Here is a 24,074-nt window from a genome sequence, read left to right as displayed (position 1 = left end):
CCGCAGCCCACGATCGGCCTGGCCGGCCTATCGCCCGGGGCCCGCCCGCCATCTCCGCACATCGGCGGCGTCGCCTATCTACGCGCCCCCCTCTGCAACGAAAGCTCCAGGATCGCGGTCGCGTAGAACACCGTCGCGCCGACATCGCGGCCCCCGTCGCACCACGCTGCATAGTCCGCCCGAAGCTTGCCGCCATCGACGATGCCCAGATCGGCGAGCGCCGACGATCGGAACAGCCGGGTGAGCAGCGTGCGGGCGGGGCCCCGCATGCTCCGCGACATGGCGGGCGAGAAATCGTCCCGGACCCGTGGCGAGGTGACTTGCTCCGATAGCCCGTGCCTGGCGAGGAGCAGTCGTTCGATGCGACGGAAACGTCGCCATTCCGGCGGCAGCCTCGCACAGAAATGGACCAGTTCTGGCGTACAAAGCGGGTGTACGGGCCAGATCCCCCGCCTGAGATACCGCGCAGCGCTGAATGCGCTTGCTTCGATCGCGGAGTCGGACGCAGCCGCGCGCGGCATCGATTCCGTGGGACGCCTTAGCGCCTCCCGGGCCATCGCAGTCAGAAACGCCGGTGCATAGACGTCTTCCCCGCGCGAGACATTGCCGTCCGGCCGGAGCCCGAGTGCCCGGCGTTCGGAGGGACGAAGACCGAATAGTTCATCGCCACCGAACCCGGTCGCCAGCACGCCTATGCCGTCCCGCTGCGCCTGTAGCAGCAGTGCGTCCATCGCTTCATAATATCCCTCCTCCCAGGGCAGCGCCGGCAGGTCGCCCGTGACCCTGGCGCTTCCCGGCGCGAGCGGCAGATGATCCGCCATGGGAATTGCCGTGTCGGCGAGACGAAGCTGGCGCGCGATCTCGGCACGGCGCGCACGCTGGTCGCCTTCGGCCTCCCTGGTGCCGACCAGCGCCAGGCCGTAGCTTCGTTGGGAGAACCCTTCGCAACGGTGCGCCAGGGCCGCGACCATGCAGGAATCGAGTCCCCCGCTCACTTCGCACGCCGCACTGGCACCGGCGATCTCCAGCCAGCGACGCACGGACGCATGCAAGATGGACTCGAGGATCTCGACCGGGTCGACATCGGCGCGCAGGGTGCCGGCATAGGGCCGAGGCCATGGCGGCGGCGCAAGGAAGGTGAGGCGCGGCTGGTCGTCCTCGGCCTGGCCATTCCACCGGGCCTTGCCGCGCTCGGGCAGCAAGCGAAGTTGCGGATACAGCGTGCGGGTAGCGTACGGCGTCGCATAGTCGACGATCCAGCGCGCAGCGCCGGCGGCATCGACCGCCACCGGCACCAGCCTTTGGAGCTGCCCGGCGTCCCAATGCCCCTGCAGGCACCTCGCCTGTTCAACGAGAAAGAGCGGCGCGGTTCCCCAATGCCCGGTCTCGATCTTGGCCGACGCGCCGTCGACGATCATCATCAACCACTGCAGGGGCCATTTGCGGAGCTGCATGGCCGCCGCATCGAGATCCGCAACGCCGTCTAGCGCCGATCCGTCGCCCCCTCCCCGCCATCGCTCGCGAACGCAGAGCAACAGCCTGGAGCCTCGCGCGAGGCAGATCGTCTCAAGCGCGGGGTGACGCAACGGGGCAATCCAGCTTGCCCCGCGCGCATACCCTTCTTCGGTTTTTTGCCACGCCAACGCTGCATCGTACGTGGAGAGTGCAAAGGCTAACATCGGACGCCTCCCTCGATGCGCCTAAGAAGCCGCGATGTGCCGGGGCAACGGTGCCCCGGCTTCGCTTCACGGGGCGTCCGTGCCCTAGTTGCGACGGTTCTGGGCGTCCTGCCCGGCGGTACCCTTCGCCCGCAGCTCGTCGTCCTCTTCCGCGCCCTTGTTCCGGCGGTTCTGCGCGTCCTGCCCGGCGGTACCCTTTGCCAGCAGCTCGTCGGCCTCTTCCGCCCCCTTGTTCCGGCGGTTCTGCGCATCCTGCCCGGCGGTACCCTTTGCCAGCAGTTCGTCGGCCTCTTCCGCCCCCTTGTTCCGGCGGTTCTGCGCATCCTGCCCGGCGGTACCCTTCTTGCGCAGTTCGTCGTCTTCTTCTGCCCCCTTGTTCCGGCGGTTCTGCGCGTCCTGTCCGGCCGTGCCCTTCTTGCGCAGTTCGTCGATCCCTTCATCCTCGCCACGGTTGCGGCGGTTCTGGGCATCCTGGCCCGCAGCGCCTTTTCTGAAAGCGTCACCGCGCTCGACCGCGACATAGGCGGGGTCCTCAAAGGCGTCGTCACCTTGCGAGACGCCCGAAGACGTTCCGGCGGCTCCCACGGCATTGACCACCGTGATCGCGATCGTCGCCTGATCCCCGGTATTGTTGACGTACACGTTGACGTCGTTCGAGTCCGGAGGCGTTTGGCTATACTCCCAGTCGGATCCGGCATCGGTAAAGTCGATAATGCTGACCTGGGTCCCGCCCGCCGTCATGATCTTGATCGTGAAGCTCGACACCTCGAAGAAGCAGGATCCTGAATTCTTTGCTTCTATATACTGCGAACCGCTGCTCGGCAGCTGCGTTCCGGCAGGGATCGACGCGTCGTTGAAGATCGACAGGTTGGAGCCTTCATGGCCTTCGTCGTACACGCAATTGGAGTGGGTAATGTAGGTGGTGAGGTCCGTCGCGGACTTGTTCTTGACGACCATGTAAGCGCCGTAGCCCATAGCACTCTCCTCTCAGATGGATGTCGCATATCGAACGCATCGGCCCCGCATACATTCGGGATTGTCAGTCTGCAGTCAGCAGCATCGGTGCACGCAGTCGAATCCGCTTGCCGAGTGTATCCTCGAGGACGATTTCTCCGCTCGAGAAATAGTCGATCGCGATCTCGTTGGTGACGCGCAACGTGTGGGAGCCGTTGAGCGCCTCAAGTGCACCAGCGATGTCGACAGGCCAGACATGCTTCCACTTGAACACGCCCTTGTAATAGGCGGCGATCACGCCGGTGAGATACGCTTCGAAGACCACGCGCACCTTCATCGTCCCCTTGGAGGCGATGAGGTTGGCCGTCACGGACTCGCCTGGAGCGAGGTCCACCATCACGCCCGAGCTCTGCCCCATGGACACCGTGCGCGACTTGGAGCCGCCGACCTGGAAATCCGCCTGGAAGGTGATCGACGTGTCGCCCCCGATAAAGGACGTCCCATAGTTTACCGATTGGGAAACGCCGAACGACTTTGTTTCGGACCAGTTGGAGTCCACCGTATCCGAGACATCGTCGGTGATCGAAACGTCGAAGGATGCTGTCTTGCTGCTGTTGTTCTTGAAGACCTGCGACTTGAGCTGCGAGATCGCGGTATCGATCGAGACGATTTCTGCCTTTACGGGCTTCAGGCGGATGACGATGGCTTCCCAGCTATTGGTCGCGTACCAGTTGTCAGGCGTCGGATCCGCTACATATACCGCGTCGGGAAGCTTGCCGAGATACGCCTCGACCGCCTTCTTGAGTAGATCGTCGGTGAGTCCGAAGATCGGATACAAGTCTTTGGTGAGCGGGCGAATGTCCTCGCCAGTAGCCTTGACCGATGAAGACGCGACATCCTTGCCATAAACGATCTGGACATTGAATGCCATGTTCTTCTCGCCCCCATTCACGATGCCATCGCAGCATATAGGCTTGTCGAACGCACTAAAAATGAAACTGCGTCGATACTCGACACAGCCAATGAACGGATTTCGATGTACTACAGCACTACCAACCTGATCAACGACACGCCATTACAGGCGAAATCTTCGAGCCACCGCGAATCCAGGACCATATCTTCTGGATTGGGGCATCGCGCCTGCGCCTATGGATTGCGAAAGACAGGGCGGTGATCCCGGTCGCGACGCACCGCGCGCCTCAGCGGTCCGGGGCGGCTACGGCGTCGGCCTCGCCTCGATCTCCGGAATCTTGTCGTACCTCCGGCACCGGGAACGTGGTGCGCAGCCAGATGGCGACGCGCTCCGACGCCAGGGGGGAGAGCGTCAGAAAGGCGCGCCGCCCGTCTTGCCGGTCGGCGATGCGACGCACCAGCCCCGCCTTTTCCAGGACACCTATCCAGCGCAGCGCCGTGCTGGCCGCGACCGCGGCCGCGATGCAAGCACTGGAAACCGGAACCGGCCGCCCCTCGACCCCGGCGACATAGAGATCGAGGAGCAGATCCCAGGCAGGATCCGCGAAGTGGCACTTCGGGAACAGCGCGTCCCGGCGACGCCGCTGCTTGAGATAGTGCCTGGCGGCCGAAGCGAGCGCTTGCTCCCCATGCCCCCAAGGCCTTCCTTCGTCGTGGTTCGCAGCGTCCGCCGAACCTGGAATGGGCGCACGGGTCGACGCCTGCCGGGCCGGGGCGTGCGGACCGCATGCACGGCGCGCCGCTACCGGCGCCGACACGCCCCCTGCGCTCCAGAAGGCCTGGACAAGGCCGGATCCGCCGATCCCGCTGCCCGTGGCGCGGGCGGCAAGAGACGACGGCTGATTAGTCAGCGCTTGATCATGCTCATGCTGCCGCAGCATCCGCGCCGCTTCGGCGCGACCCGGCACCTGGAGCAGCGCAAGTGCCGCCCGGACGTGGTTATCGACCGTCGCCGGACTGATCGCCAGCCGCCGCCCAATCTCCTTGGAGGTATAGCCCTGGCGCACCAGCCGCAGGCAATCCCTCTGCCGCCCGGTCAGTCGGCCGATGGCCGTACTCCGTTCCTGCCAAGCGTCGGGCGCCCGGCCTCGACGCGCGACGGACGGATCGGCACGCCGCCCGGGGAAGAACAGGCCTTCCGTCTCCTCGGCTGCCGCAGGCGTCAGCGCCTCCTCGCGCACGAGCCAGTCCGATCCGCCCGACAATGCCTCCGAACTCGATCGGATGACCCCATCTTCAGGCGGCGGGCGGCCCACGAACCCCCGATCGGCTCGAACAGCTTCAAGATCCCCCGAACAAGGGGCGATGGCGTGACGTCCAAGATCATCATCGGGTGCGCCGCTCATGATCTGCTATTAGCACACTCCATGTGCTTCCGCCTGCAAATTCAGCCACCCGATATAAATATACCAATAATATATAGCAATCATTTCACAATACACGCCTGATAAATTGCCCGGGTAAGCGAAACACGTCAATCGTTTGATTGCGCCATGTCGCGACATGGCATTCCAGCGACAAGGAGGAGTCAAGATAGGCAAGCGATTCCGCGGGAACCGCAACCCGACATTCCAGGCGAAGACGGTGCCGACTATAGTACAAAGCGAGAAGACGCGGGCCATGTTCGCGCAGCAACAGCACCATGCCGTGTTACGGAAGCTTCCGGTGGAGCACTGCGCGGCGGACCGTCGGCACGGTGCCGATTATGGGTCGCTCGGCTGGCGCGCCGCCGATCCCGGATGCTCCGCGACGATTCTGCGGGAACAAGTCGCTCTGCACCGCACCCCGGCTTCCGCGGTACGGCAGCCATTCTCCAGCCCGACAAGACGGTCCCCGCACCGACAGGGCATGGCTGAATCCGGGCGGTTCACAGGCGGCGCAGTGGCGCGGCCGCTTCCTTCGGTTTGTCGCCCGCCCCGGCGACATGCGATCGCGCCGGCAGGACGTTCAGCCCGTTTCGCGCGGCATGTCGAAGGCAACGGCATCACCGTGACGGGATCGCATCCTTCGATGCCGCGACGGCATTCCCGATCCCTCGCCGGAACGCCTCAGGCCTGGGCCGGCGCGAGCTGCCAGTAGGTCGCGTAGCGCTCATGCGCGATACGGTGATACGGAATCAGCCGCACCGGCCGTCCGTCGGCGGCGGGCAGCGTGAATTCGAGCGGCCGGGCACCCGGCTGGATCGCCGCGGCCAGCGCCTGCGGGTCGCCCGCCAGCACCGGCACCGCCACCGCGCGATCATTGTAGCGGCCATAATCGCGCTCGTTAACGACGAGATCGTCGCCCGGTGCCAGCCCCTCGCGGCCCAGCGTCCCTGCCAGCACCAGCGGGCCATAGGTGAAGGCCACCACGTCCGGCGCGGCCGGCACGCTCTCCACGCCCGGCGCCATCGCCAACTGCAGCTCGACCGTGTCGCCGTCCTGCCAGGTGCGCTTGACCGCGACATGGTGCCCGGGCGCTACCGAGCGCGCGACGACATGGCCGTTCACCCGCACCTCGGCGGTACGGCTCCAGCGCGGATGGCGCAGGCTGAGCGCGAGGTCGACCGGCTTGTCCAGCCGCCAGCGCAGCGTGGTGCTGGGCAGTTCGGGAAAACGGGTTTCCTGCACCAGCTCCAGCCCCTTGTCGCGCCAGCGCAGCGTCGAGGGGATGAACAGGTTCACATAGAGCCCGCGATCGTCGTGGAAGTAGATCGAGTCGCGGTATTTTACATGGTTCTCCATGCCCGTGCCGGTGCAGCACCAGAAGCTGTGCTCGGGCGTGTGGTAGAGCTTCATATAGCCCGGCCGGGCGCCTTGGAAATAGGTCGCCATGCCGCTGTCCGGGTCCTGCGAGGCGAGGATGCCGTTGTAGAGCGTCCGCTCGTAATAATCGGCATATTCGGGCCGGGGATCGTGGAGGAACAGCGCGCGGGTCAGCTTCAGCATGTTGTGCTGGCAGCAGGTCTCCGATGCCTTGGCCGAGAAGACATGGTTCTCGAAATCGGCCATGGCGAAGAAATGCTCGCCGTCCCCGTGCCCGCCGGTGGCGAAGGAGCGGGTTTCGGCGACCGTCTTCCAGAAGAACGCCGCCGCATCGTGATAGGCGGCATCGCCCGTCGTCTCGTAGACGCGCTGGAAGCCGACGACCTTGGGCACCTGGGTATTGGCGTGGAGCCCGTCGAGATGGTCCTGCGCCTTGGCGAGCGGCGCGAGCAGTGCCTTGTGCGAGAAGCGCCGGGCGAGATCGCGATAGTCGGTCTTGCCGGTCATCGCATAGAGATCGGCATAGACCTCGTTCATGCCGCCATGCTCGGTCTCGAGCATCGCCTCGAACTGGGCGTCGGACAGCGGCCGGCACGCCACCACGCCCCAGTCGGCGAGGCGCAGCAGCACGGTGCGGGCGGGCGCGCTGTCCGCCAGCACGACGCCGTCGCGCAGGCCGGCATAGAGCTTGTGGAGCGTATACCACGGCACGCCGCTGATCTTGTCGCCGCGCAGATGCGCCGCGACCAGCGCCGCGCCTTCGGGAAAGGCGGTCACCAGCCCGCTGTTCGCCGCGTCCTGGCAGGCCGCCAGCTCGGTGGCGATATAATCGATACGCTGGCGGTAGCGGGCGTCGTTCGTCGAGCGATATGCAAGCGCGAGTGCCGACAGATAATGGCCGAGCGTATGGCCCTGGCAATGGATGTCGGTCCACATCGGATCCGATTCCCAGCCGCCATAGGCCGGCGCCTTGGGCTTGAGCCCGGCATTGACCCGGAACTGGTGGAGCAGCCGATCGGGCTGCAACCGCAGCAGATAGGCCTCGGTCGCCCGCTGGGCATGGAGGAAAGGGCCCTCCCCCAGCGTCACGTCCGCCATGTCGAACGGCTGGAGCCGCGGGGGGACGGCGATCGGCACCGGTGCGCCGGAGGGCGGCGCGGCATGGAGCGGCGCCGCCGCCCCGCTGCCGATCGCGACCGCTGCCGTGCAGCTGCCGGCCAGAAATGCCCGCCGCGAAGACTGCAGCCGCCCGCTTGCCGTGCTCATCGCCGTCTCTCCCGTTTTCGCTCTAATTACTCGGGGTTATCAGCCCGGTTCCAGGACGCCAAGCATCTTTGGGTCCGCATGCCCGCGCAAAAAGCGTCTTCCCAAATCCCTGCGGGTGCCGCAACGACGCGCGATGGTCGAACGCATCCTGGGCATCCTTGCCACCTTCACCATCGGCGTCATCTCGAGCGGCGGCTATCTCGGCATCGTCCTGCTGATGGCGATCGAATCCGCCTGCATTCCGCTGCCGTCGGAAATCATCATGCCCTTTGCCGGCTATCTTGTCTCCACCGGGCGCTTCGATCTGTACCTTGCCGCGACCGCCGGCGCGATCGGCTGCAACCTGGGCTCGATCGTCGCCTATGAAGTGGGCAAGCGTGGCGGGCGGCCGGTGGCGCTGCGCTGGGGCAAGTATCTGCTGATCGGCCCGGGCGAGATCGACGCGGCGGACCGGTTCTTCGCGCGCTATGGCAGCGTCGCGGTGCTGATTGGCCGGCTGCTGCCGGTGATCCGCTCGTTCATCGCCTTCCCGGCCGGCGTCGCGCGGATGAAGCTGGTGCCGTTCCACGTCTATACCTTCCTCGGCAGCTGGCCCTGGTGCTTCGGCCTGGCCTGGGTGGGCATGACGCTTGGCGACAAGTGGGATCGCGATCCCCGCCTCAAGGCCGCCTTCCACAGCGCCGATGCGCTGATCGGCGTGATACTGGTGGCGCTGCTGGGCTTCTACATCTGGCACCGCGTGCGCGGGCTGAAGCAGCGGTAGGCGACATAATCCTCCCCCGCCAGGGGGAGGTGTCAGGCGCAGCCTGACGAAGGGGGCGGAAGCACGCCGGCTTCCGGTCTGGCATCCTCCCCCTCCGTCGCCTTCGGCGCCACCTCCCCCTGGCGGGAGAGGATGAAGGGGCGGCTTGCACAACTTGGCACGATCCTCTAGATACAGCCCCCTAGCCGACAGCTTGGGTGGATTGCACCGGTTCCTGAAAAGGACCGGGCAGCGGACCCATGCCCGAAGCACCAACGTTCACACGAGGAATAGCCCCAGTGGCGAAGACCAGCCCCGTCGAATTCATGCGCCAGGTGCGCCAGGAAACGTCGAAGATCGCATGGCCCAGCCGCCGCGAGACGATCATGACCGGCGTGATGGTGATGATCATGACGACGCTGCTCGGCAGCTTCTTCCTCGGGATCGATTCGCTGTTCGATCTGATCGTCAACGCACTTCTTCGCCTCGCGCAGTAAGGAAAGACCAACAACCATGTCGCGCTGGTACATCATCCACGCCTATTCCGGTTTCGAGGGCAAGGTCCGCGACCAGATCATGGCCGACGCCACCCGCCTGGGCCTCGATCGCCTCGTCGAGGCGGTCGAAGTGCCGACCGAGACCGTCACCGAAGTGCGTCGCGGCAAGAAGATCCAGTCCGAGCGGAAGTTCTTCCCCGGCTACGTGCTCGCCAAGCTCGAGATGAACGATGACGTCTACCACCTGGTGAAGAACACGCCCAAGGTGACCGGCTTCCTCGGCAGCTCGGGCAAGCCCCAGCCGATCAGCGAGGCCGAAGCCGCGCGCATCCTCAACACCAAGGAAGAAGCGGCGACCGCGGCGCCCAAGGCCAAGCTCAAGGTCGATTTCGACATCGGCGACACGGTCAAGGTCATCAGCGGCAACTTCGCCACCTTCTCGGGCGTGGTGGAAGAGCTGGACTATGACAAGAACCGCGTGAAGGTCTCGATCTCGATCTTCGGCCGCGCGACCCCGCTGGAGCTGGGCTTCGAGGACGTCGAACGCGTCAAGTGATCACAGGCCGAGCGGCCTGCGCACGACCAAGACGAAGAAGCCGGGGTGCGAACCCCGGCTTTTTTGTTGGTCCGCGGCCGCGCGACGCGAGGTTGACAGAAAATTCTACTTAGGTTGAAATACAGCATGGGCCGCAACCGCCGACCGTCCAAGCAGATGCTCCGCCTTCTCGAGGCGCTCGCCGCGCACCCGCAGCAGTGGCGGCACGGCTATGACCTGATGAAGGAAACCGGCCTGCTGTCGGGCACGCTCTACCCGCTGCTGATGCGGATGACCGATCAGGGGCTGGTCGACGCCGAATGGCGCGCGCCCGAGCAACTCGGGCGGCCGGCGCGGCACGCCTATCGGTTGACGGCAGCAGGCGTCGCCTTCGCGCAATCGGCGGTCCCGGACCCGCCCCTTCCCACCCCCCGCACGGCCCTGGCGTGACGGCTGCCCTGGCACGCGGGGTGATGGCCCTGGCACGCCAGTGTCTCGGTGCCGAACGCGGCGAATGGGCCCTGGCGATGCAGGCGGAGTTCGAGGCTGCCTGCGAAGACGGCAAGCCGCTCGCCTTCGCCATCGGATGCCTGGCCGCCGCCGGAGGCCAGATGGTGCAGCACGGCGAAGGGCGCCGAACGCTTGCCGGCTATGCGCTCGCGCTGAGCGTGCTGGTGCCGATGGCGCTGCTGTATTTCCGGCAGGCGCTTGGCCTCGCGCATCTCTGCCTGGCCTGGGACCTGCTGGAAGGCGATTGGGCGAGCGTGCTGAAGCTCGGCACGGCGATCGGCGCGGCAACGATCACGCTGCGGAACGGCAGCCTGTACGCCGAGGACATGCGCATCGCCGACTATGTCGTCCTGCGCGACCGGCGCGGTCCCTACCTCCTGCCGGACCGGTTCGTCGGCACCTTGAACACGGGCATCGAAACCGCCGGCAATCGGCCGCCGCGCCCGCTGCGCCTCGACAAGCTCCCGCAGCCGAACCACATCCTGCTCCCCGATGTCGACACCGCGACCCTGTTCCGCCGCAGCCCGGCCCATCGACGCTAGCGCGAACAGGAAAGCCCAGGGCGGCACCCCGGCCCTGGTCGTGGTCCGCTGCCGATCGCAGATGCGATGCCGAGGATACGGGCGCTCGCGCTGTTCTCCCCATGGCCCCAGCGCCTGGGCGCACGCCACCGCCAATCCGTGACACCGCACAAAAAAGCCGGGGCGTTTGCCCCGGCTTTTTCTTCGTACCGAGACCTTCGGCTCAGAGCGCCGTTGGCTCGCGATAGGTTGCCCGCTCGCGGGCGATCTCGTCCCGCGTATAGGCTGGCGCGTCGCTGTCGAACTGGCTCCAGCCCGACTGGCGATAGGCGGCACCCCGCGTACCGGCGTCGACGCCGCGATGGCGGTTCAGCACCGCTTCCGCTTCGGCCGCACGATCGTCCGGCACGCGCGCGCTGACCAGCGTGCCGCCACGACGGACGCCTTCGGAATAGACGTTGGCGTCCTCCTCGCTCTCGCCGGCATTCTTGAGCGCGCCGACCAGGCTGCCGGTCGCCGCGCCGCCGATGCCGCCGATCGCCGCACCCGCCGCGGTGGAGGCGAGCCAGCCGGCCGCGACGATCGGGCCCAGGCCCGGGATCGCGAGCAGGCCCAGACCGGCGAGCAGGCCGCCGACGCCGCCCAGCGCCGCGCCGGTCGAGGCACCGCGGCTGACATCGCCATGCGCGTTGACGTCGCTCACCTCATGCTCGCCATGCGCATTGTTGGCGATGATGCTGAGGTCGTCATGGGGTACGCCCAATTGCTCCAGCGCGTGCACTGCCGCCTTGGCATCCGAATAATCGTCGAAGAGGCGCGTAATGGTCCGGCTCATGAACATTCTCCTGCAGAATGAGATAGGTGCAGAAATAGAGGAGGTCAGCGCGCGGTGACGTTGCCCTTATAGTCGAGCGTCACGGTGACTTTCTTGCCGTCCTTCATCGCCATGCCCTGCCAGGCGCCGTTCTTGGTGCCCTTGAGGTCGCTGATGTCGGTATAGCCGGCCTTGGTCAGGCGCCCCTTGGCCTGGCTTTCGGTGAACGAGCTATGGCCCTTGGCGGGTGCCGCGACATGATGCGCGGCGCTGTTCTTCACCACGGGATTGTGCGAGCCCTGCTGACCGCTCTGCGCAGCAGCAGCACCCGTCGTCGCCAGCGCGGCGACGGCGGCGGCGATGATGATCCGTTTCATGCCCATTCCTCTCGTTGGTTGGTCTTTCCCGAGCCACGCCCATCCTCCTGGCGCCGCTGGAATTTCCTAAACGATCTAAGGGCTTATTTAGTTCATCGGGCGCGTGCACCGCACCCGGCTTGCCAGCGGGCGCGGCCGTCGCCACTGTCGCCGCCAAACAGGGGAACCGCATGCAACAGACGACCAAAGCCCAGACCCGTGCGCGCGTCGTGCTCGCCGGGCTCATCGCCGCCGCCGCCCTGTGGATCGGCATGGCCTTCGTGCCGGCGATCCTCTGGGCGGGCGTCCTCGCGATCGGCGTGGAGCCGCTGCGCAGCCGCCTGCACGCGCGCTTCCCCCGCCCGACCTTGGTCGCCGCGCTGCTCACCCTCGGCGTGCTGCTGGTCGTGCTGATCCCGCTGTCGATCGCGATCAGCCAGGCGGTGGTCGAGGCGCAGGCGGTCGCCGGCTGGATCGCCGATGCCCGCGCCCACGGCGTGCCGGTGCCCGACTGGGTCACCCGCCTGCCCTGGGGATCGAGCGAGGTCCGCGCCTGGTGGACGCTCCACCTCGCCACGCCCGAGGCCGCCGCCGCCGAGTTCGGCAAGCTCGACTACAGCCTGTGGCGCAGCCATTCGGGGGCGCTCACCCACACGCTGGTGCGCCGGGTGGTGGTGTTCGCCTTCACGCTGGTCGTCCTCTTCTTCCTGCTGCGCGACCGCGACGCGATCGTCCGCCAGCTCGAACGCGGCGCCACCCGCGCGTTCGGCGATGCGGGCGACCGGCTCGGCCGCCAGATCTTCGCCGCGGTGCGCGGCGCGGTGGACGGCATGGTGCTGCTCGGGCTCGCCCAGGGCATCCTGATGTCGATCCTGTTCGTGGTCGGCGGCGTGCCGCACCCGATCCTGCTCGGGCTGTTCTCGGGCTTCGCCTCGATCATCCCGTTCGGGCTGGCGGTGGTGCTGGTGCTGGCGCTTCTGCTGCTGCTCGCCAAGGGCGCGGTGATGGCGGCGATCATCGTCGGCGCGATCGGCTATGCGCTCAACTTCGTGATCGACCATTTCCTGCGCCCCAGCCTGATCGGCGGCACCACCCGCCTCCCCTTCGTCTGGGTGCTGATCGGCATCCTGGGCGGGGTGGAGACGATCGGCCTGCTCGGGCTGTTCGTGGGGCCGGCGGTGATGGCCGCGCTGGTACTGCTGTGGCGGGAATGGGTGGCCGAAGGCGATATCGGCGGCGCCGAGGCCGGGCATACGGCGCCGTGACGTAAAGATCCTCCCCGGCACGGGGAGGGGGACCGCCGCCGCAGGCGGTGGTGGAGGGGGGCCTCCACACCGGATTCGCTCGCTGCGATCCCCCTCCACCATGCTGCGCATGGCCCCCCTCCCCGTGCCGGGGAGGATCTTGGAGCCCCTTGCCCCCCGCCCCGCTTTCGGCTAAGGGCGCCGGCTTCCAACGCATTCGTGGTGGAACCATGCGGGAGGCGGCCTCTGGTCGTCGCTTGTACCGCTCGACTTGAAAGAGAGTGACATGGCTAAGAAGATTACCGGCTATATCAAGCTGCAGGTGGCTGCCGGCGCCGCAAACCCCTCGCCGCCGATCGGCCCTGCCCTGGGTCAGCGCGGCGTGAACATCATGGAATTCTGCAAGGCGTTCAACGCCGCGACCGGTGACGTCGAGAAGGGCACGCCCCTTCCCACCGTCATCACCGTCTATGCGGATCGTTCCTTCTCGTTCGAGACCAAGACGCCGCCGGCGACCTATCTGCTGAAGAAGGCCGTCAACCTGAAGTCGGGTTCGAAGGAGCCGGGCAAGGTCGTGGCAGGCAAGATCAAGCGTTCGCAGCTGTCGGAAATCGCCCAGGTCAAGATGAAGGACCTGAACGCGAACGACATCGACGCCGCGACGAAGATCATCGAAGGTTCGGCCCGCGCGATGGGCCTCGAAGTGGTGGAGGGCTGATCCCATGGCCAAGCTGACCAAGAAGCAGAAGACCTGGACCGTTGACCCCGTGAAGCTGCACGGCGTCGATGAAGCAATCGCGCTGGTGAAGCAGTATGCGACCGCCAAGTTCGACGAGTCGATCGAAGTCGCGCTGAACCTCGGCGTCGATCCGCGCCACGCCGACCAGATGGTCCGCGGCGTCGTGACGCTGCCGGCCGGCACCGGCAAGGACGTTCGCGTCGGCGTGTTCGCCCGCGGCGCCAAGGCCGAGGAAGCCAAGGCCGCCGGTGCCGACGTCGTCGGCGCGGAAGACCTGATGGAAGCCATCCAGGGCGGCACGATCGATTTCGATCGCTGCATCGCGACCCCGGACATGATGGGCCTGGTCGGCCGTCTCGGTAAGGTGCTGGGTCCGAAGGGCCTGATGCCGAACCCGAAGCTCGGCACCGTGACCATGAACGTCGCCGAGGCCGTGAAGGCCGCCAAGGGCGGTCAGGTGGAATACCGCGTCGAAAAGGCCGGCATCATCCACTCGGGCATCGGCAAGGTGAGCTTCTCGAACGAGGACCTGCGCCGCAACTTCGACGCGCTGGTCGACGCGGTGGTCAAGGCCAAGCCGGCCGGCGCCAAGGGCAAGTACCTGAAGAAGGTCGCGCTCTCCTCGTCGATGGGCCCGGGCGTGAAGGTGGACACGGCGGAAGTCGCCGCGGTCTAAGTCCTTCGGGAACCGAAAAAGCGAAAGGGCCGGGGAGCGATCCCCGGCCCTTTTTGCTTGCGAAGCGCACATGCCCAATCCTTCTGGAATGCCTCCCATCTACGCAGCGACTGATTGCAGTTCCGAATAGATTCTGCTTAACGCTCGCCCCCCGGCGATCAGATCGCCGGGTCCAACAGGGGGATTACATGAAGAACTGGATGCTCGGCGCAGCACTAGCTGCGGCGACCCTATTTGCTTTGCCAGCGTCGGCACAGATTGGTCTGGAAGCGAACGGTGCACGTTCTGAGGATCAGTGGGGCGGTGAAGTTGGTGTCGGATACGGAGTTCATTTCGGTCCGCTCAGCCTACGCGGTGCAGCTGGCGCATTCCTGTACCAAGGGGATAGCTGGCCCTATTATCTGGACGATAATGGCGGCAGCACGCGTTGTCGTAATCATCGCAACGGCCAGTACGCGGATCGCAAAAATTGCGACGCGACCGAGGTCAAGGCCTATGGCCGCCTGGAGGGCATGTTCCATACGCCGACTGGCTTCGCGCTGGGCGTCGGTGCGCGCTTGAGCGACGAAGTACGGCCTTATGGCACGGTATCGATGCCGATCGGTCCGAAACTGAAACTGAAGGCGAATGCAGGCGAGAAGTATTTAGCCGCCGGACTCACCTTAGGATTCTAAACACTCACAGGGCTGCGACGCCTCGCCGGCCGGCGGGGCGGCGGCCAGATCGGGGCCGGGTAGGTGCCCGGCCCCTCCCCGTCCTCAGAAGCCGAACGACAGCCGCAGATAGCCGAACTGGCCCGGCAGATCGTAGGTCGTCGGATCGAAGTTCGCGCTGTCGCAGGTGAAGCAGGCCGGCGGCGAACGATCGAACAGGTTGTTCACGCCGATCGTCAGCCGGGTGCGGTTCTGCAGGAAGGCCGGCGAGAAATAGGCCTGGAAGTCGCCATACACCACCGCGCCCATCCGGTGCACGCCGTCGCGCTCGTTCACGCCGCTGATGTAGCGGGCGGTGAACGAGATGCCGTAGCCGGGCGTCGACCAGTCGAGCGTCGCATTGCCCTTGAAGCGCGGATAGGCCTGGTCCGGGCTGCCGCGCTCGGTGCCCGCGAAGCGCAGCGCCGGGGCGCCCAGATCGGCGGGCGGCAGCACGTCGTAGCGGAGCAGATAGGCGGCGCTCGCGTTCAGCCCCACCGTGCCCTGGCCGATCTTGTGGGTGCGGAAGGTCAGCGTCCCGTCGAGCCCGTCGGTCTTGATCGCGTTGAGGTTGAGCAGCCGCCCGCTGATCCCGGCGATCGTGCCGCTCGCATTGCGCTTGATCGCCGCGCAGCTGATCGGATCGGCATTGAACGCGCAGCGCCGCAGCGTCAGCGTCGCCGGCACCGAGTCGATCGCGTTGTTCAGCTGGATGTTGTAATAGTTCACCTCCAGGCTGAGCGCGCTGGCGAAGCCCTTGGCCCAGTTCGGGCTGTAGACGCCGCCCGCGGTCCAGGTCTTCGCCGTTTCGGGCTTCAGTGCGGTATTGCCCTGCGAGAAGATGCCGAGCTGGCCGCCGGTCGGCTCCGCATAGCTGCCGTTCGCCGGCACGCCGCTCGCGATGCAGTTGGCGCGCACGGTCGCGTTGGTCTGGAAGAAACCGCCCGCCGCGCTGGTGCAGGGATCGTTGATCGTCGCATCGGTGCGCGACAGGCCGGCATAGAGCTCGCCGATGCTCGGCGCGCGCAGGCTCTCGGCATAGCCGCCGCGCAGCAGCAGGTCGGCCACCGGCTTCCACAGGCCGGAGGCGGTGAAGGTGGTATTGCTGCCGAAGGTGGAATAGTTGGAGTGGCGCACCGCCCCGTCCAGCTCCAGCTTCTGGAAGAAGGGCGTGTTGGTGAGCAGCGGCACGCGCAGCTCGCCATAGACCTCGTCGACGTTGAAGCCGCCGCGCGACGGGCTGGTCGGCACGTCGGCGCCCAGCCCGGCGACGATCACCGCATCGGGATCATAGCTGGCGAACTGGTCGCGATGCTCATAGCCGATCGCCACGCCCACCGGCCCCGCCGGCAGATCGAACAGCGAGCCGGACAGGTTGGCGGTGGTGTCCCACAGCCGCTGCGAGCTGCGGTCATGCTCGTCGAACGCGACATAGCGCAGCATCGCGGGCGTGATCGAACCCAGCCCGCCGAAGATGTTGAACGGCACGCAGTCGCCGGTGCAGGCGGAAACCGGGCCCAGCGCCTTGGCGAGCCTGGCGGCGTTGATGTTGCCGGTGAACAGCTGGTGCGCGTCGTTGACGCCGTACACGCCGTTGACGTCCCAATACCATTTGCGGCCCGCGAGGTTGAACGAGCCGTCCAGGGTCAGCGTCGCCGACATGGTGTCGACATTCTGGGTGAACACCCGCTGCCCGGCCTCGACCATGCGCCGCGCGATGAACGAGAAATTGCCGTTCGCCTGCGACAGCGTCTGCCCGAACGGGTTGTACGGGTTGGTCGCGTCGATCGCGATCGTGTCGAGCAGATTGCCGTTGCCGGCATCGGGGCCGACGAACAGCGGGAGGAAGGCCGCCTGAGTGCGCGAATAGCGGTGGTTGTACACCAGCTTCACCCGCATGTTCACATTGTCGGTCAGCGCCTGCTTGAAGTTGAGGAAGCCGCCATAGCGCTCCGAAGGGGTGAGCAGATAGTTGAGCGGCGCGAAGTTGAACCGGTCGGCGCTGGTGAAGGTCTTGAAGTCCGACGGGTAGCTCGGCCGCCCGGCAACCGGCGCCTTGAGCGTGAGATTCTGGCCGAGCACGGCGAAGCGGCCGTTCGGCGTCGCGCCGCTGCAGCCGCCCACCGGATCGGTGCAGCTGGTCTGGCCGGGATTGGGGAATTGCGAGATCGAGCGATCGCGCGTGAACACCTCGCCCTGCTTCACATAGCTGGCGCCGACCACCAGTGAGGTGCCGGTCGACGGCGACTGGATGCCGTAGCTCGCCTCATATTGCTGGGTGGTGCCGTCGCCCTGGCGATAGCTGCCGTACTGGGCGGAGGCGCGCAGGCCCTGCTGCGCCTGCTTGGTGATGATGTTGATCACGCCGGCGACCGCGTCCGAGCCATAGAGCGGCGAGGCGCCCGATTGCAGCACCTCCACCCGCTCGATCAGGTTGATCGGCAGCGAGTTGAGGTCGACCGAGGCCGGAATGCCGCCCGCCGCCGATCCGTTGACGAAGCGCAGCCCGTCGACCAGCACCAGCGTGCGCTTGGCGGCGAGATAGCGCAGGTCGATCTCCGCCGAGCCCGAGCTGACCCCGGTGCCGTCCGGCGGCCCGCCGATATTGCCGGCATTGTTGACCTTGGTGTTGAGCCCGCCCGCCGCGCTCGGCAGCCGCTGGAGCACATCGGCGATGGCGGTGAGGCCGGTGCGGGCGATCTCCTCCTGCCCGACGGTGACGACCGGCTTGTCCTGATCGAGCGGGCTGCGCCGGATGCGCGATCCGGTCACGACGATATCCTCGGCCGGGCCGGTGCCCGGCTGGCCGCTGTCCTGCGCCCAGGCCGGCGTCGTGATGGTCCCCAGCGCCAGCGCGGCCACGGCAGCGCTGCAATATACCCGTCGCTTCTTCTCGATCATCCATCGTCCCCTGTTGAGGCCGATCGAGACATCCCCCCGCAGCATTTTGTAACAAAAGTGACTCAACGGGTGGCAATGGCAAGTGATTATTCCGCATATTGCCATCATTCTGGAAATAGTGTGTCCTGCACGCGGCGCGGCCATGCGCGCCGCCTGCGCCAGCCGCATGTTTCCCAAATTCGCACATCGTAATCGTTTGGCAACATTGGTTGCCGCGGGATTCATCGTTCTGAAAAGGTTTCGAAGCCGAAGTGTTGCAGTCGGCGCCTACAGGCGCGGGCAAGACCAATAAGGGTCCAGGGAGAATCCAATCATGCAACCGCACTCCGCGCTGCTTCGCGCCACGTCGGCGCTCGCCCTTTCGCTGGCGACGCTTGCCCCTGCCTATGCCCAGACCAGCGCCTCGCCGCAGGATGCGCAGCCCGCAGGCGAGGAGATCGTCGTCAACGGCAGCTATGCCCGCAGCCTCGCCGCCGCGACCGAAGCCAAGCGCCGCGCGGACTATGGCCTGGATTCGATCAGCTCGACCGACATCGGCAAGTTCCCCACCCAGAACGTCGCCGAAGCCCTCCAGCTCGTCACCGGCGTCGCGATCACCCGGCCGCGCGGCGAGGGCCTGTACGTCTCGGTCCGCGGCCTGGGCCCGCAGTTCCAGAGCACGCTGCTCAACGGCCGCCCGGTCGCGCTCAACGACCTGGTCGAGAATGGCGGCGCGAACGGCCGCCAGTTCCGCTTCGAGATGCTGCCCGCCGAGTTCGTCTCGAACATCGACGTGGTGAAGACCCCGACCTCGGACATGACCGAGGGCGCGCTGGGCGGCAACATCGACGTGCGCACCTTCCGCCCGTTCGACGTCGGCAACAAGATCACCGCCAACCTGCGCGGCACCTACACGACCCAGACCAAGAAGGTGAAGCCCAACGCCACGCTGATCGGCAGCCACACCTTCGGCGACACCTTCGGCATCCTCGTCGGCGCGCAGTACTGGGGCAAGTCGGTCCGCAACGACCGCTTCATGAACTTCGGCTGGAACCTCGACAAGTTCACCAAGCCCGCCCAGGGCGGCCTCGCCCCCGGTTTCTACACCCCCACCCGCACCCGCCCGACGATCGAGACCGAGGATCGCAAGCGCATCTCCGGCCTGGTCTCCGCCCAGTGGCGCCCGACGCCCGAGCTCGAGACCACGCTCGACGTGCTCGCGACGCGCCTCGACGTCGCCTATGACGAGTTCGGCCTCGACATCTATCCGGACGACACCAGCGTCGCCGGCCACACCCCCAAGATCGATCCCAGCTCGATCAAGCTGCAGGGCAACACGATCGTCGGCGCGACGATCAACGACGTGCGCTTCATGGCCAGCCGCGAATACAGCCTCAACCGGCACGACCTGCTGACCATCGGCCTCAAGCAGACCTGGAACCACGATCGCTTCCACGTCACCGCCAACCTCAACTGGTCGTCGGCGCACAGCTTCCACCCGAGCAACGCCGAGGGCACGGTGCGCAGCCGCGCGGTGTTCTTCGCGCCGCTCACCTATGACGGCTCGGCCGGCTACAAGATCACCCCGACGCTCACCACCCCGGTCGACGTCACCAACCCGGCCAACTACCAGCTGTTCACCTTCAACATCGCGCCGAAGAACAGCAAGGACTGGGACAAGTTCGCACGGCTCGACGGCGCCTATGACGTGGGCGGCTTCCTCCGCAAGATCGCGGTGGGTGCCGAATATCACTGGCGCAAGCGCGATTACTGGCGCCGTGACTATCTGGTGACCTCGTCCAACGGCCAGCCGCTCACCTCGCTGGGCGCCGGCGCGTACCAGCAGATCCCCTATGACGATTTCCTCTCGGGCGTCGGCGGCAACAGCCCGCGCACCTGGCTGGTCCCGGTGACCGCCACCTATTACAACGCGCTGTTCAACAACACGATCGCCAACGCGCCGCTCACCGCCGGCGACTTGGCCGCCTCGTTCAAGACCACCGAGAAGACCGCCTCGGCCTATGCCCGGCTCGACTATGGCACGATGCTCGGCGGCGTCGAACTGATCGGCAATGTCGGCATCCGCTATGTCCACACCGATCAGAACGCGACGGGCTATCTGCGCACGGGCAACAATGTCAGCCCCGTCGCCTTCCCCAAGACGTTCAACGACTGGCTGCCGAGCTTCAACCTCAAGGCCGAGCTGACCAAGACGCTGATCGCCCGCTTCGCCGCCAGCCGGGTGCTGACGCGCCCGAACGTGACGGACAGCGCCCCCCGCATCACCGTCTCCACCGACGCGCCCACCGCGAGCGGCGGCAATCCGCAGCTCCTGCCCTTCCTCGCCACCCAGTTCGACGGTGCGCTGGAATGGTATTTCAACCCGAAGGGCGCGCTGACCGGGGCGGTGTTCTACAAGGCGATGGACAATTACATCACCGCGCAGAACGTCAATATCGACATTCCGGGCCGTGGCACCGTGCTGCTCTCCACCCAGGTCAATGGCGGCAACGCCAAGGTCTACGGGGTCGAGGCCGCCTACAACCAGGTGTTCAGCTTCCTGCCCGCGCCGTTCGACGGCCTCGGCATGCAGACCAGCTATACCCACACCTCGGTGAAGGCGAACTACACCGCCGGCGCGCGGCCGATCGTCGACCAGCTGATCGGGCTGTCGAAGAACAGCTTCAACGTGGTCGGCTTCTACGAGAAGGGCCCGATCTCGACGCGGCTCTCCTATGTGTGGCGCGATCGGTATCTCTCGGGCACCGGCAGCACCACCCAGGCGCCGACCTACACCGCCCCGTTCGGCACGCTGGACGGCAGCATCGGCTACAAGCTGCTGCCGAACGTGCAGCTGAGCGTCGAGGCGATCAACCTCTCGGGCGCCAAGCTCTACACCTATAACGACGCATCGAGCCGCTTCGGCGAGATCAACTATTACGGCCGCACCTTCCTGTTCGGGGTGCGCGCGGAGTTCTGATCCACACGCTCCCCCGGGAGGGTGCGCGGAAGGGCCGGGAGCGATCCCGGCCCTTTTGCCATGGGGTCAGGACAATTTGGGGAAGCAGCCATGCGCCTGCACGGTCGCCGGCAGCACCGGCAGGAAGCCGGTGAGCGGCGAGGCGAAGGCATAGCTGAGGGTCACCTGCACCATGCCCGCATTGCCGTCGCACGCGGTGCTGGCGGTGTAGCCGATCTGGGTAGCGTCGAGCTTCAGCCCCCAGCGCAGGGCACGCGCGGCGGCGAAGCTCTGGACGTCGCTCGCCGCCTTGCACGGGGCGCCCAGCGCGCCGCATCGGGCGGCGCTGAACGCGGTCTCGGTCAGCACCTGCTTCACCCACACCAGCCGCCCGACCTCGAGGATGCCGAACAGCAGCAGCAGGAACACCGGCGCGAGCAGGGCGAACTCGATCGCGGTGGCGCCGCGCGGGTCGGAGGCGAGTCCCCGCCTCATTGCAGCCGGATGACCACGGATTGCGCGACGGGGGTGCCGTTCAGCATGCCGTTCGGCAGCACCATCGCCCGATAGGTCGACGATGCGCTGATCTGCAGATAATAGCCCGCGGTCGAGTTGGTCGTGGCGCCGCCGGTACAGACGCTGCCGCAGGTCGCGGCGGTATAGGTCCCGGTCTTGGAGAGGCAGGCGCAGCTGCGGTTGCTGTTGGTGCATGCCCCTGCCACCCCGTTGCAGGTGATGCTCACCTGCGGCGCCGGGGTCAGCCGCGCGGCGTTCTGGACATAGCCGGGCAGCGTGTCGAACGGCACCGACGTGCGGTTGGCGAAGGCCGAGACCGAGGCAGCCGACACCGCCGCCGCGAGCTGGCTGCGCTGGACGAAATAGCCCGCGACATCCAGCGCGAGCAGCGCGAAGACGAAGAAGAACAGGGTGAGCAGCGCGAACTCGATCGTGGCCGCGCCGCGCTCGTCCGCCGCCAAGGGGCGCCGCCGCCTCATTGCACCAGCCCGATCGACGTCGCGGCGCCGCTGCTGCCGCTGCCGGCGATGCTGGCGCAGGCCGACCCCGCCGCCGCCCCGCCGCTGGCGTTGATCGTCCGCACGATCAGCATGAAGCATTGCCCGGCCGAGAGCGTGCTGCTCCCGCCGGACATCGAGAGATCCGAATTGGGCAGATGCACCGCGCCGACGAACACGTTCTGCGCGCCGCCGCCCCAGCTGGTCGGATCGCTCGTGATGCTGTCGATCAGCAGGTCCGCGATCGCCCCGCCCGATACGGTGGTGCTGCTCGCGATCAGCTTGGTCTTGGCGCCGCCCGCAAGATTGACGGTGCCCGACAGCACGAAGGAGACGTTGATCCCCGCCATGTCGTAGCCCGAGACATCGACGCCTTCCAGGGTCTGCCCATAGCTCTGCCCGGTCACCGGCGAGCTGTAGGGCCAAGTCGTCCCCCCGGTGCCGTTGACCATGGCGCCCGCCACCGTATAGCGCCCCGCCCCGAACAGCGCCGATCCGGCGATGGTGAAGTTGCCCTTGATCAGATGGTTGGCCGTCCGCCCGAACACGATGCGGCTGCCACCGGCGGTGTTGATGTCGCCGCCGGCGCTGAAGATGCCGTCGCCCATCAGCAATACCGCGCTGCCCGACAGCGTGATCGCCCGGCCCGACCCGTCGGCGCCGATGCGGACGGCCCCCGGCCCCGCCGCGATCGTCGAGGACCCGTCGATCGCCAGACCGCCGCGCACGTCGAGGTCCCCCGCGCCCATCTTGAGCCAGCTGCCCCCCGCAACGCTCACCGCGCCGAAGGCATGGTTGCCGGTCCCCAGCGCCAGCGTCGCGCCGCCGCCCAGCGACAGCGTGCCGTTCATCGTCACCGGTCCGTTGCCGAAGCTGTTGCTACCCGAGAAGCTGATCGTGCCGCTGCCGATCGTCAGGCTGCCATCGCCCATCGTCACGCCGCTCGACCCGCTGTCGAACCCACCGTTGACCGACAGATTGACGTCGCCGAACGTCACGCTCGATCCGCCGCCGATCGACACGCCATTGGCCACCGTGATCGTCGATCCGCTCTGGAACTGCACGGTCAGCCCGCCGTCGATGGTCAGCCGCCCGATCGTGTAGTTGCCCTTGGGGATCACGTACTTGGCCGAAGCGCCCTGGCGATAGCCGGCGACGTTGCTGGACGGCGTCCAGCCGATCACCCAGTCCGCGCCCGCGGGGGTCGAGGGATTGCCGATCGCCACCGGCGCGGTGCTGCTGCCGATCGCCGCGCGCGCCGCCGCCAGATCGCTGTTGCCGTCCAGCGGATCGGCGAGCGTCGTGGCGGCATGCACCTGCTTGTCGCTGCTCGGTACGTTGGTGTTCCAGGACGGGTTGGTGAAGCTCCCGGCATAGCGGAGCAGCGACGTGGTGAGCGTTCCCCAGTCGTTGAGCACGCTGCCGGTGCCCGCCACGATGTTCTTGGCGGCGATGCGGGTGCCCTGGTTGGCGATGTTGGCGACCGCCGCGACCGAACAGTCCGGCGCGTCGATCGTCGCGCCGCCGCTGGTCTGGATGCCGGTGCCCGAAGGAGCGAGCGCCAGGATGCACACCGGCGCGATCGGGCTGGTGCTGCCGAGCGAGGCATAGGCGGTCGCCCCCACGTCGTAGCTGCCGCGATAGCCGAGCGCGGTGGCGACGGCGAACGGCACCGGGGTGGTGACCGTCACCTTCACCGCCTTGGCACCGGCGGTCGGCACGTCGGCGACCACCGCGGCGGTGACCACCGCATTGGTCATGCCGTTGGCGACGGTGACGTCCTGCGCGCTGGGCAGCAGCGCCGCCTCGCTGGATCCGGCGGCGCTGTAGGCGAGCGCGGCGCTGAGCGCGGCGGCATCGGCGGTGCGCTGGTTGCCGATCATCTGCGCATAGCCGCGCGCCAGGTCGACCGAGATCGCCGCCATTCCCAGCATCGCCGCGAGCGCGAGCGCCCCGATCGCCGCCACGGCCCCGCGCAGGTCTGCGCCGAGGGCACCGACCATCGGAAAAATACCTAGGCGCATCAGGGGCTTCATGCCCCACCTATTACCGAAACAGGTTGGAATAGCGTTAAAGGCTGCAAAATTCGAGAAACATCGCGCCTTTGCATCGGCTTGGAACGCATTCTTACGTGCATGCCGTGGTTAACCATGCGGCCCGCCAAGTCCTCCATAAAGGTCCTCCTGCCGACACCTTCATGAACTCAACGTGATAAATTGGGTATACGATTCGTCCGCACGGCCGCACCTTCCCCTATAAGGCGAGCAAGGGATCAAAGCGT

21 protein-coding genes are annotated in these 24,074 nt (G+C 66.7%); 10 read left to right on the top strand and 11 right to left on the bottom strand.

Annotation, left to right across the window (positions count from 1 at the left end):
* Window positions 1-74: 74 nt before the first annotated feature.
* The 5 genes from QZ814_RS06670 to QZ814_RS06650 all read right to left on the bottom strand — a co-directional run bounded on the left by QZ814_RS06670 (window position 75) and on the right by QZ814_RS06650 (window position 7,615).
* Window positions 75-1,679: an asparagine synthase C-terminal domain-containing protein gene (locus tag QZ814_RS06670; protein ID WP_294330364.1), complete on the bottom strand. Its 1,605-nt coding sequence runs from the start codon at window positions 1,677-1,679 to the stop codon at window positions 75-77.
* 84 nt (window positions 1,680-1,763) lie between these two features.
* On the bottom strand, window positions 1,764-2,654 hold the full coding sequence (locus QZ814_RS06665) for a hypothetical protein (RefSeq protein WP_294330363.1): 891 nt from the start codon (window positions 2,652-2,654) through the stop codon (window positions 1,764-1,766).
* 64 nt (window positions 2,655-2,718) lie between these two features.
* Window positions 2,719-3,564 carry a hypothetical protein gene (locus QZ814_RS06660; protein ID WP_294330362.1) on the bottom strand — a complete coding sequence of 282 codons (846 nt, stop codon included), beginning with the start codon at window positions 3,562-3,564 and terminating at the stop codon, window positions 2,719-2,721.
* Window positions 3,565-3,832: 268 nt separating this feature from the next.
* Window positions 3,833-4,951, bottom strand: a complete 1,119-nt coding sequence (locus tag QZ814_RS06655) for a LuxR C-terminal-related transcriptional regulator (RefSeq protein WP_294330361.1) — start codon at window positions 4,949-4,951, stop codon at window positions 3,833-3,835.
* A gap of 702 nt (window positions 4,952-5,653) precedes the next feature.
* The gene (locus tag QZ814_RS06650) at window positions 5,654-7,615 is read right to left on the bottom strand and encodes a glycoside hydrolase family 127 protein (protein WP_294330360.1); all 1,962 of its coding nucleotides are present in this window, start codon (window positions 7,613-7,615) and stop codon (window positions 5,654-5,656) included.
* Between the two features lie 133 nt (window positions 7,616-7,748).
* Between QZ814_RS06650 and QZ814_RS06645 the strand changes: the two genes are divergently transcribed.
* The 5 genes from QZ814_RS06645 to QZ814_RS06625 all read left to right on the top strand — a co-directional run bounded on the left by QZ814_RS06645 (window position 7,749) and on the right by QZ814_RS06625 (window position 10,441).
* Window positions 7,749-8,378, top strand: coding sequence for a DedA family protein (locus tag QZ814_RS06645; protein ID WP_294330359.1), 630 nt, complete (start codon window positions 7,749-7,751; stop codon window positions 8,376-8,378).
* 278 nt (window positions 8,379-8,656) lie between these two features.
* Window positions 8,657-8,854: a preprotein translocase subunit SecE gene (gene secE, locus QZ814_RS06640; protein WP_010542828.1), complete on the top strand. Its 198-nt coding sequence runs from the start codon at window positions 8,657-8,659 to the stop codon at window positions 8,852-8,854.
* Between the two features lie 16 nt (window positions 8,855-8,870).
* The gene (gene nusG, locus QZ814_RS06635; protein WP_264609339.1) at window positions 8,871-9,410 is read left to right on the top strand and encodes a transcription termination/antitermination protein NusG; all 540 of its coding nucleotides are present in this window, start codon (window positions 8,871-8,873) and stop codon (window positions 9,408-9,410) included.
* A 126-nt stretch (window positions 9,411-9,536) separates the two neighbouring features.
* Window positions 9,537-9,839: a PadR family transcriptional regulator gene (locus tag QZ814_RS06630; RefSeq protein ID WP_294330358.1), complete on the top strand. Its 303-nt coding sequence runs from the start codon at window positions 9,537-9,539 to the stop codon at window positions 9,837-9,839.
* Window positions 9,836-10,441: a hypothetical protein gene (locus QZ814_RS06625; RefSeq protein ID WP_294330357.1), complete on the top strand. Its 606-nt coding sequence runs from the start codon at window positions 9,836-9,838 to the stop codon at window positions 10,439-10,441. Before QZ814_RS06630 ends, QZ814_RS06625 begins: the two co-directional genes overlap by 4 nt.
* 202 nt (window positions 10,442-10,643) lie before the next feature.
* On the opposite strand, the gene QZ814_RS06620 is transcribed toward QZ814_RS06625, so the two are convergent.
* Both QZ814_RS06620 and QZ814_RS06615 read right to left on the bottom strand, forming a co-directional pair.
* Window positions 10,644-11,255, bottom strand: a complete 612-nt coding sequence (locus tag QZ814_RS06620) for a general stress protein (protein ID WP_294330354.1) — start codon at window positions 11,253-11,255, stop codon at window positions 10,644-10,646.
* Between the two features lie 44 nt (window positions 11,256-11,299).
* On the bottom strand, window positions 11,300-11,611 hold the full coding sequence (locus tag QZ814_RS06615) for a hypothetical protein (RefSeq protein ID WP_294330353.1): 312 nt from the start codon (window positions 11,609-11,611) through the stop codon (window positions 11,300-11,302).
* 170 nt (window positions 11,612-11,781) lie between these two features.
* On the opposite strand from QZ814_RS06615, the gene QZ814_RS06610 reads away from it, so the two are divergent.
* From QZ814_RS06610 to QZ814_RS06595, 4 genes are all read left to right on the top strand, one after another.
* Window positions 11,782-12,855 carry an AI-2E family transporter gene (locus QZ814_RS06610; RefSeq protein WP_294330352.1) on the top strand — a complete coding sequence of 358 codons (1,074 nt, stop codon included), beginning with the start codon at window positions 11,782-11,784 and terminating at the stop codon, window positions 12,853-12,855.
* Window positions 12,856-13,120: 265 nt separating this feature from the next.
* Window positions 13,121-13,552 carry a 50S ribosomal protein L11 gene (gene rplK, locus QZ814_RS06605; RefSeq protein ID WP_010545000.1) on the top strand — a complete coding sequence of 144 codons (432 nt, stop codon included), beginning with the start codon at window positions 13,121-13,123 and terminating at the stop codon, window positions 13,550-13,552.
* Window positions 13,553-13,556: 4 nt separating this feature from the next.
* Window positions 13,557-14,249, top strand: a complete 693-nt coding sequence (gene rplA, locus QZ814_RS06600; protein WP_264609350.1) for a 50S ribosomal protein L1 — start codon at window positions 13,557-13,559, stop codon at window positions 14,247-14,249.
* A 188-nt stretch (window positions 14,250-14,437) separates the two neighbouring features.
* On the top strand, window positions 14,438-14,923 hold the full coding sequence (locus tag QZ814_RS06595; protein ID WP_294330348.1) for a hypothetical protein: 486 nt from the start codon (window positions 14,438-14,440) through the stop codon (window positions 14,921-14,923).
* A gap of 84 nt (window positions 14,924-15,007) precedes the next feature.
* Here QZ814_RS06595 and QZ814_RS06590 read toward each other — a convergent pair whose 3' ends face one another.
* Window positions 15,008-17,842, bottom strand: a complete 2,835-nt coding sequence (locus QZ814_RS06590; protein WP_294330496.1) for a TonB-dependent receptor — start codon at window positions 17,840-17,842, stop codon at window positions 15,008-15,010.
* Between the two features lie 313 nt (window positions 17,843-18,155).
* Here QZ814_RS06590 and QZ814_RS06585 point away from each other — a divergent pair, with 313 nt between their 5' ends.
* Window positions 18,156-20,801, top strand: a complete 2,646-nt coding sequence (locus QZ814_RS06585) for a TonB-dependent receptor (protein WP_294330346.1) — start codon at window positions 18,156-18,158, stop codon at window positions 20,799-20,801.
* Window positions 20,802-20,867: 66 nt separating this feature from the next.
* Here the strand turns inward: QZ814_RS06585 and QZ814_RS06580 are convergent, their stop codons facing one another.
* Genes QZ814_RS06580 through QZ814_RS06570 form a run of 3 tightly spaced genes read right to left on the bottom strand, consistent with a single transcriptional unit; the run spans window position 20,868 to window position 23,817 of the window.
* The gene (locus tag QZ814_RS06580; RefSeq protein WP_294330344.1) at window positions 20,868-21,275 is read right to left on the bottom strand and encodes a TadE/TadG family type IV pilus assembly protein; all 408 of its coding nucleotides are present in this window, start codon (window positions 21,273-21,275) and stop codon (window positions 20,868-20,870) included.
* The gene (locus QZ814_RS06575; protein WP_294330342.1) at window positions 21,272-21,775 is read right to left on the bottom strand and encodes a TadE family protein; all 504 of its coding nucleotides are present in this window, start codon (window positions 21,773-21,775) and stop codon (window positions 21,272-21,274) included. Before QZ814_RS06575 ends, QZ814_RS06580 begins: the two co-directional genes overlap by 4 nt.
* Complete coding sequence (locus QZ814_RS06570; protein WP_294330341.1) at window positions 21,772-23,817, bottom strand: hypothetical protein; 2,046 nt, start codon at window positions 23,815-23,817, stop codon at window positions 21,772-21,774. Before QZ814_RS06570 ends, QZ814_RS06575 begins: the two co-directional genes overlap by 4 nt.
* Between the last annotated feature and the right edge of the window lie 257 nt (window positions 23,818-24,074).

The organism is uncultured Sphingomonas sp. (assembly GCF_913777625.1).
Taxonomy (GTDB): Bacteria; Pseudomonadota; Alphaproteobacteria; order Sphingomonadales; family Sphingomonadaceae; genus Sphingomonas.
This window is presented reverse-complemented; position numbering and strand designations above follow the sequence as displayed.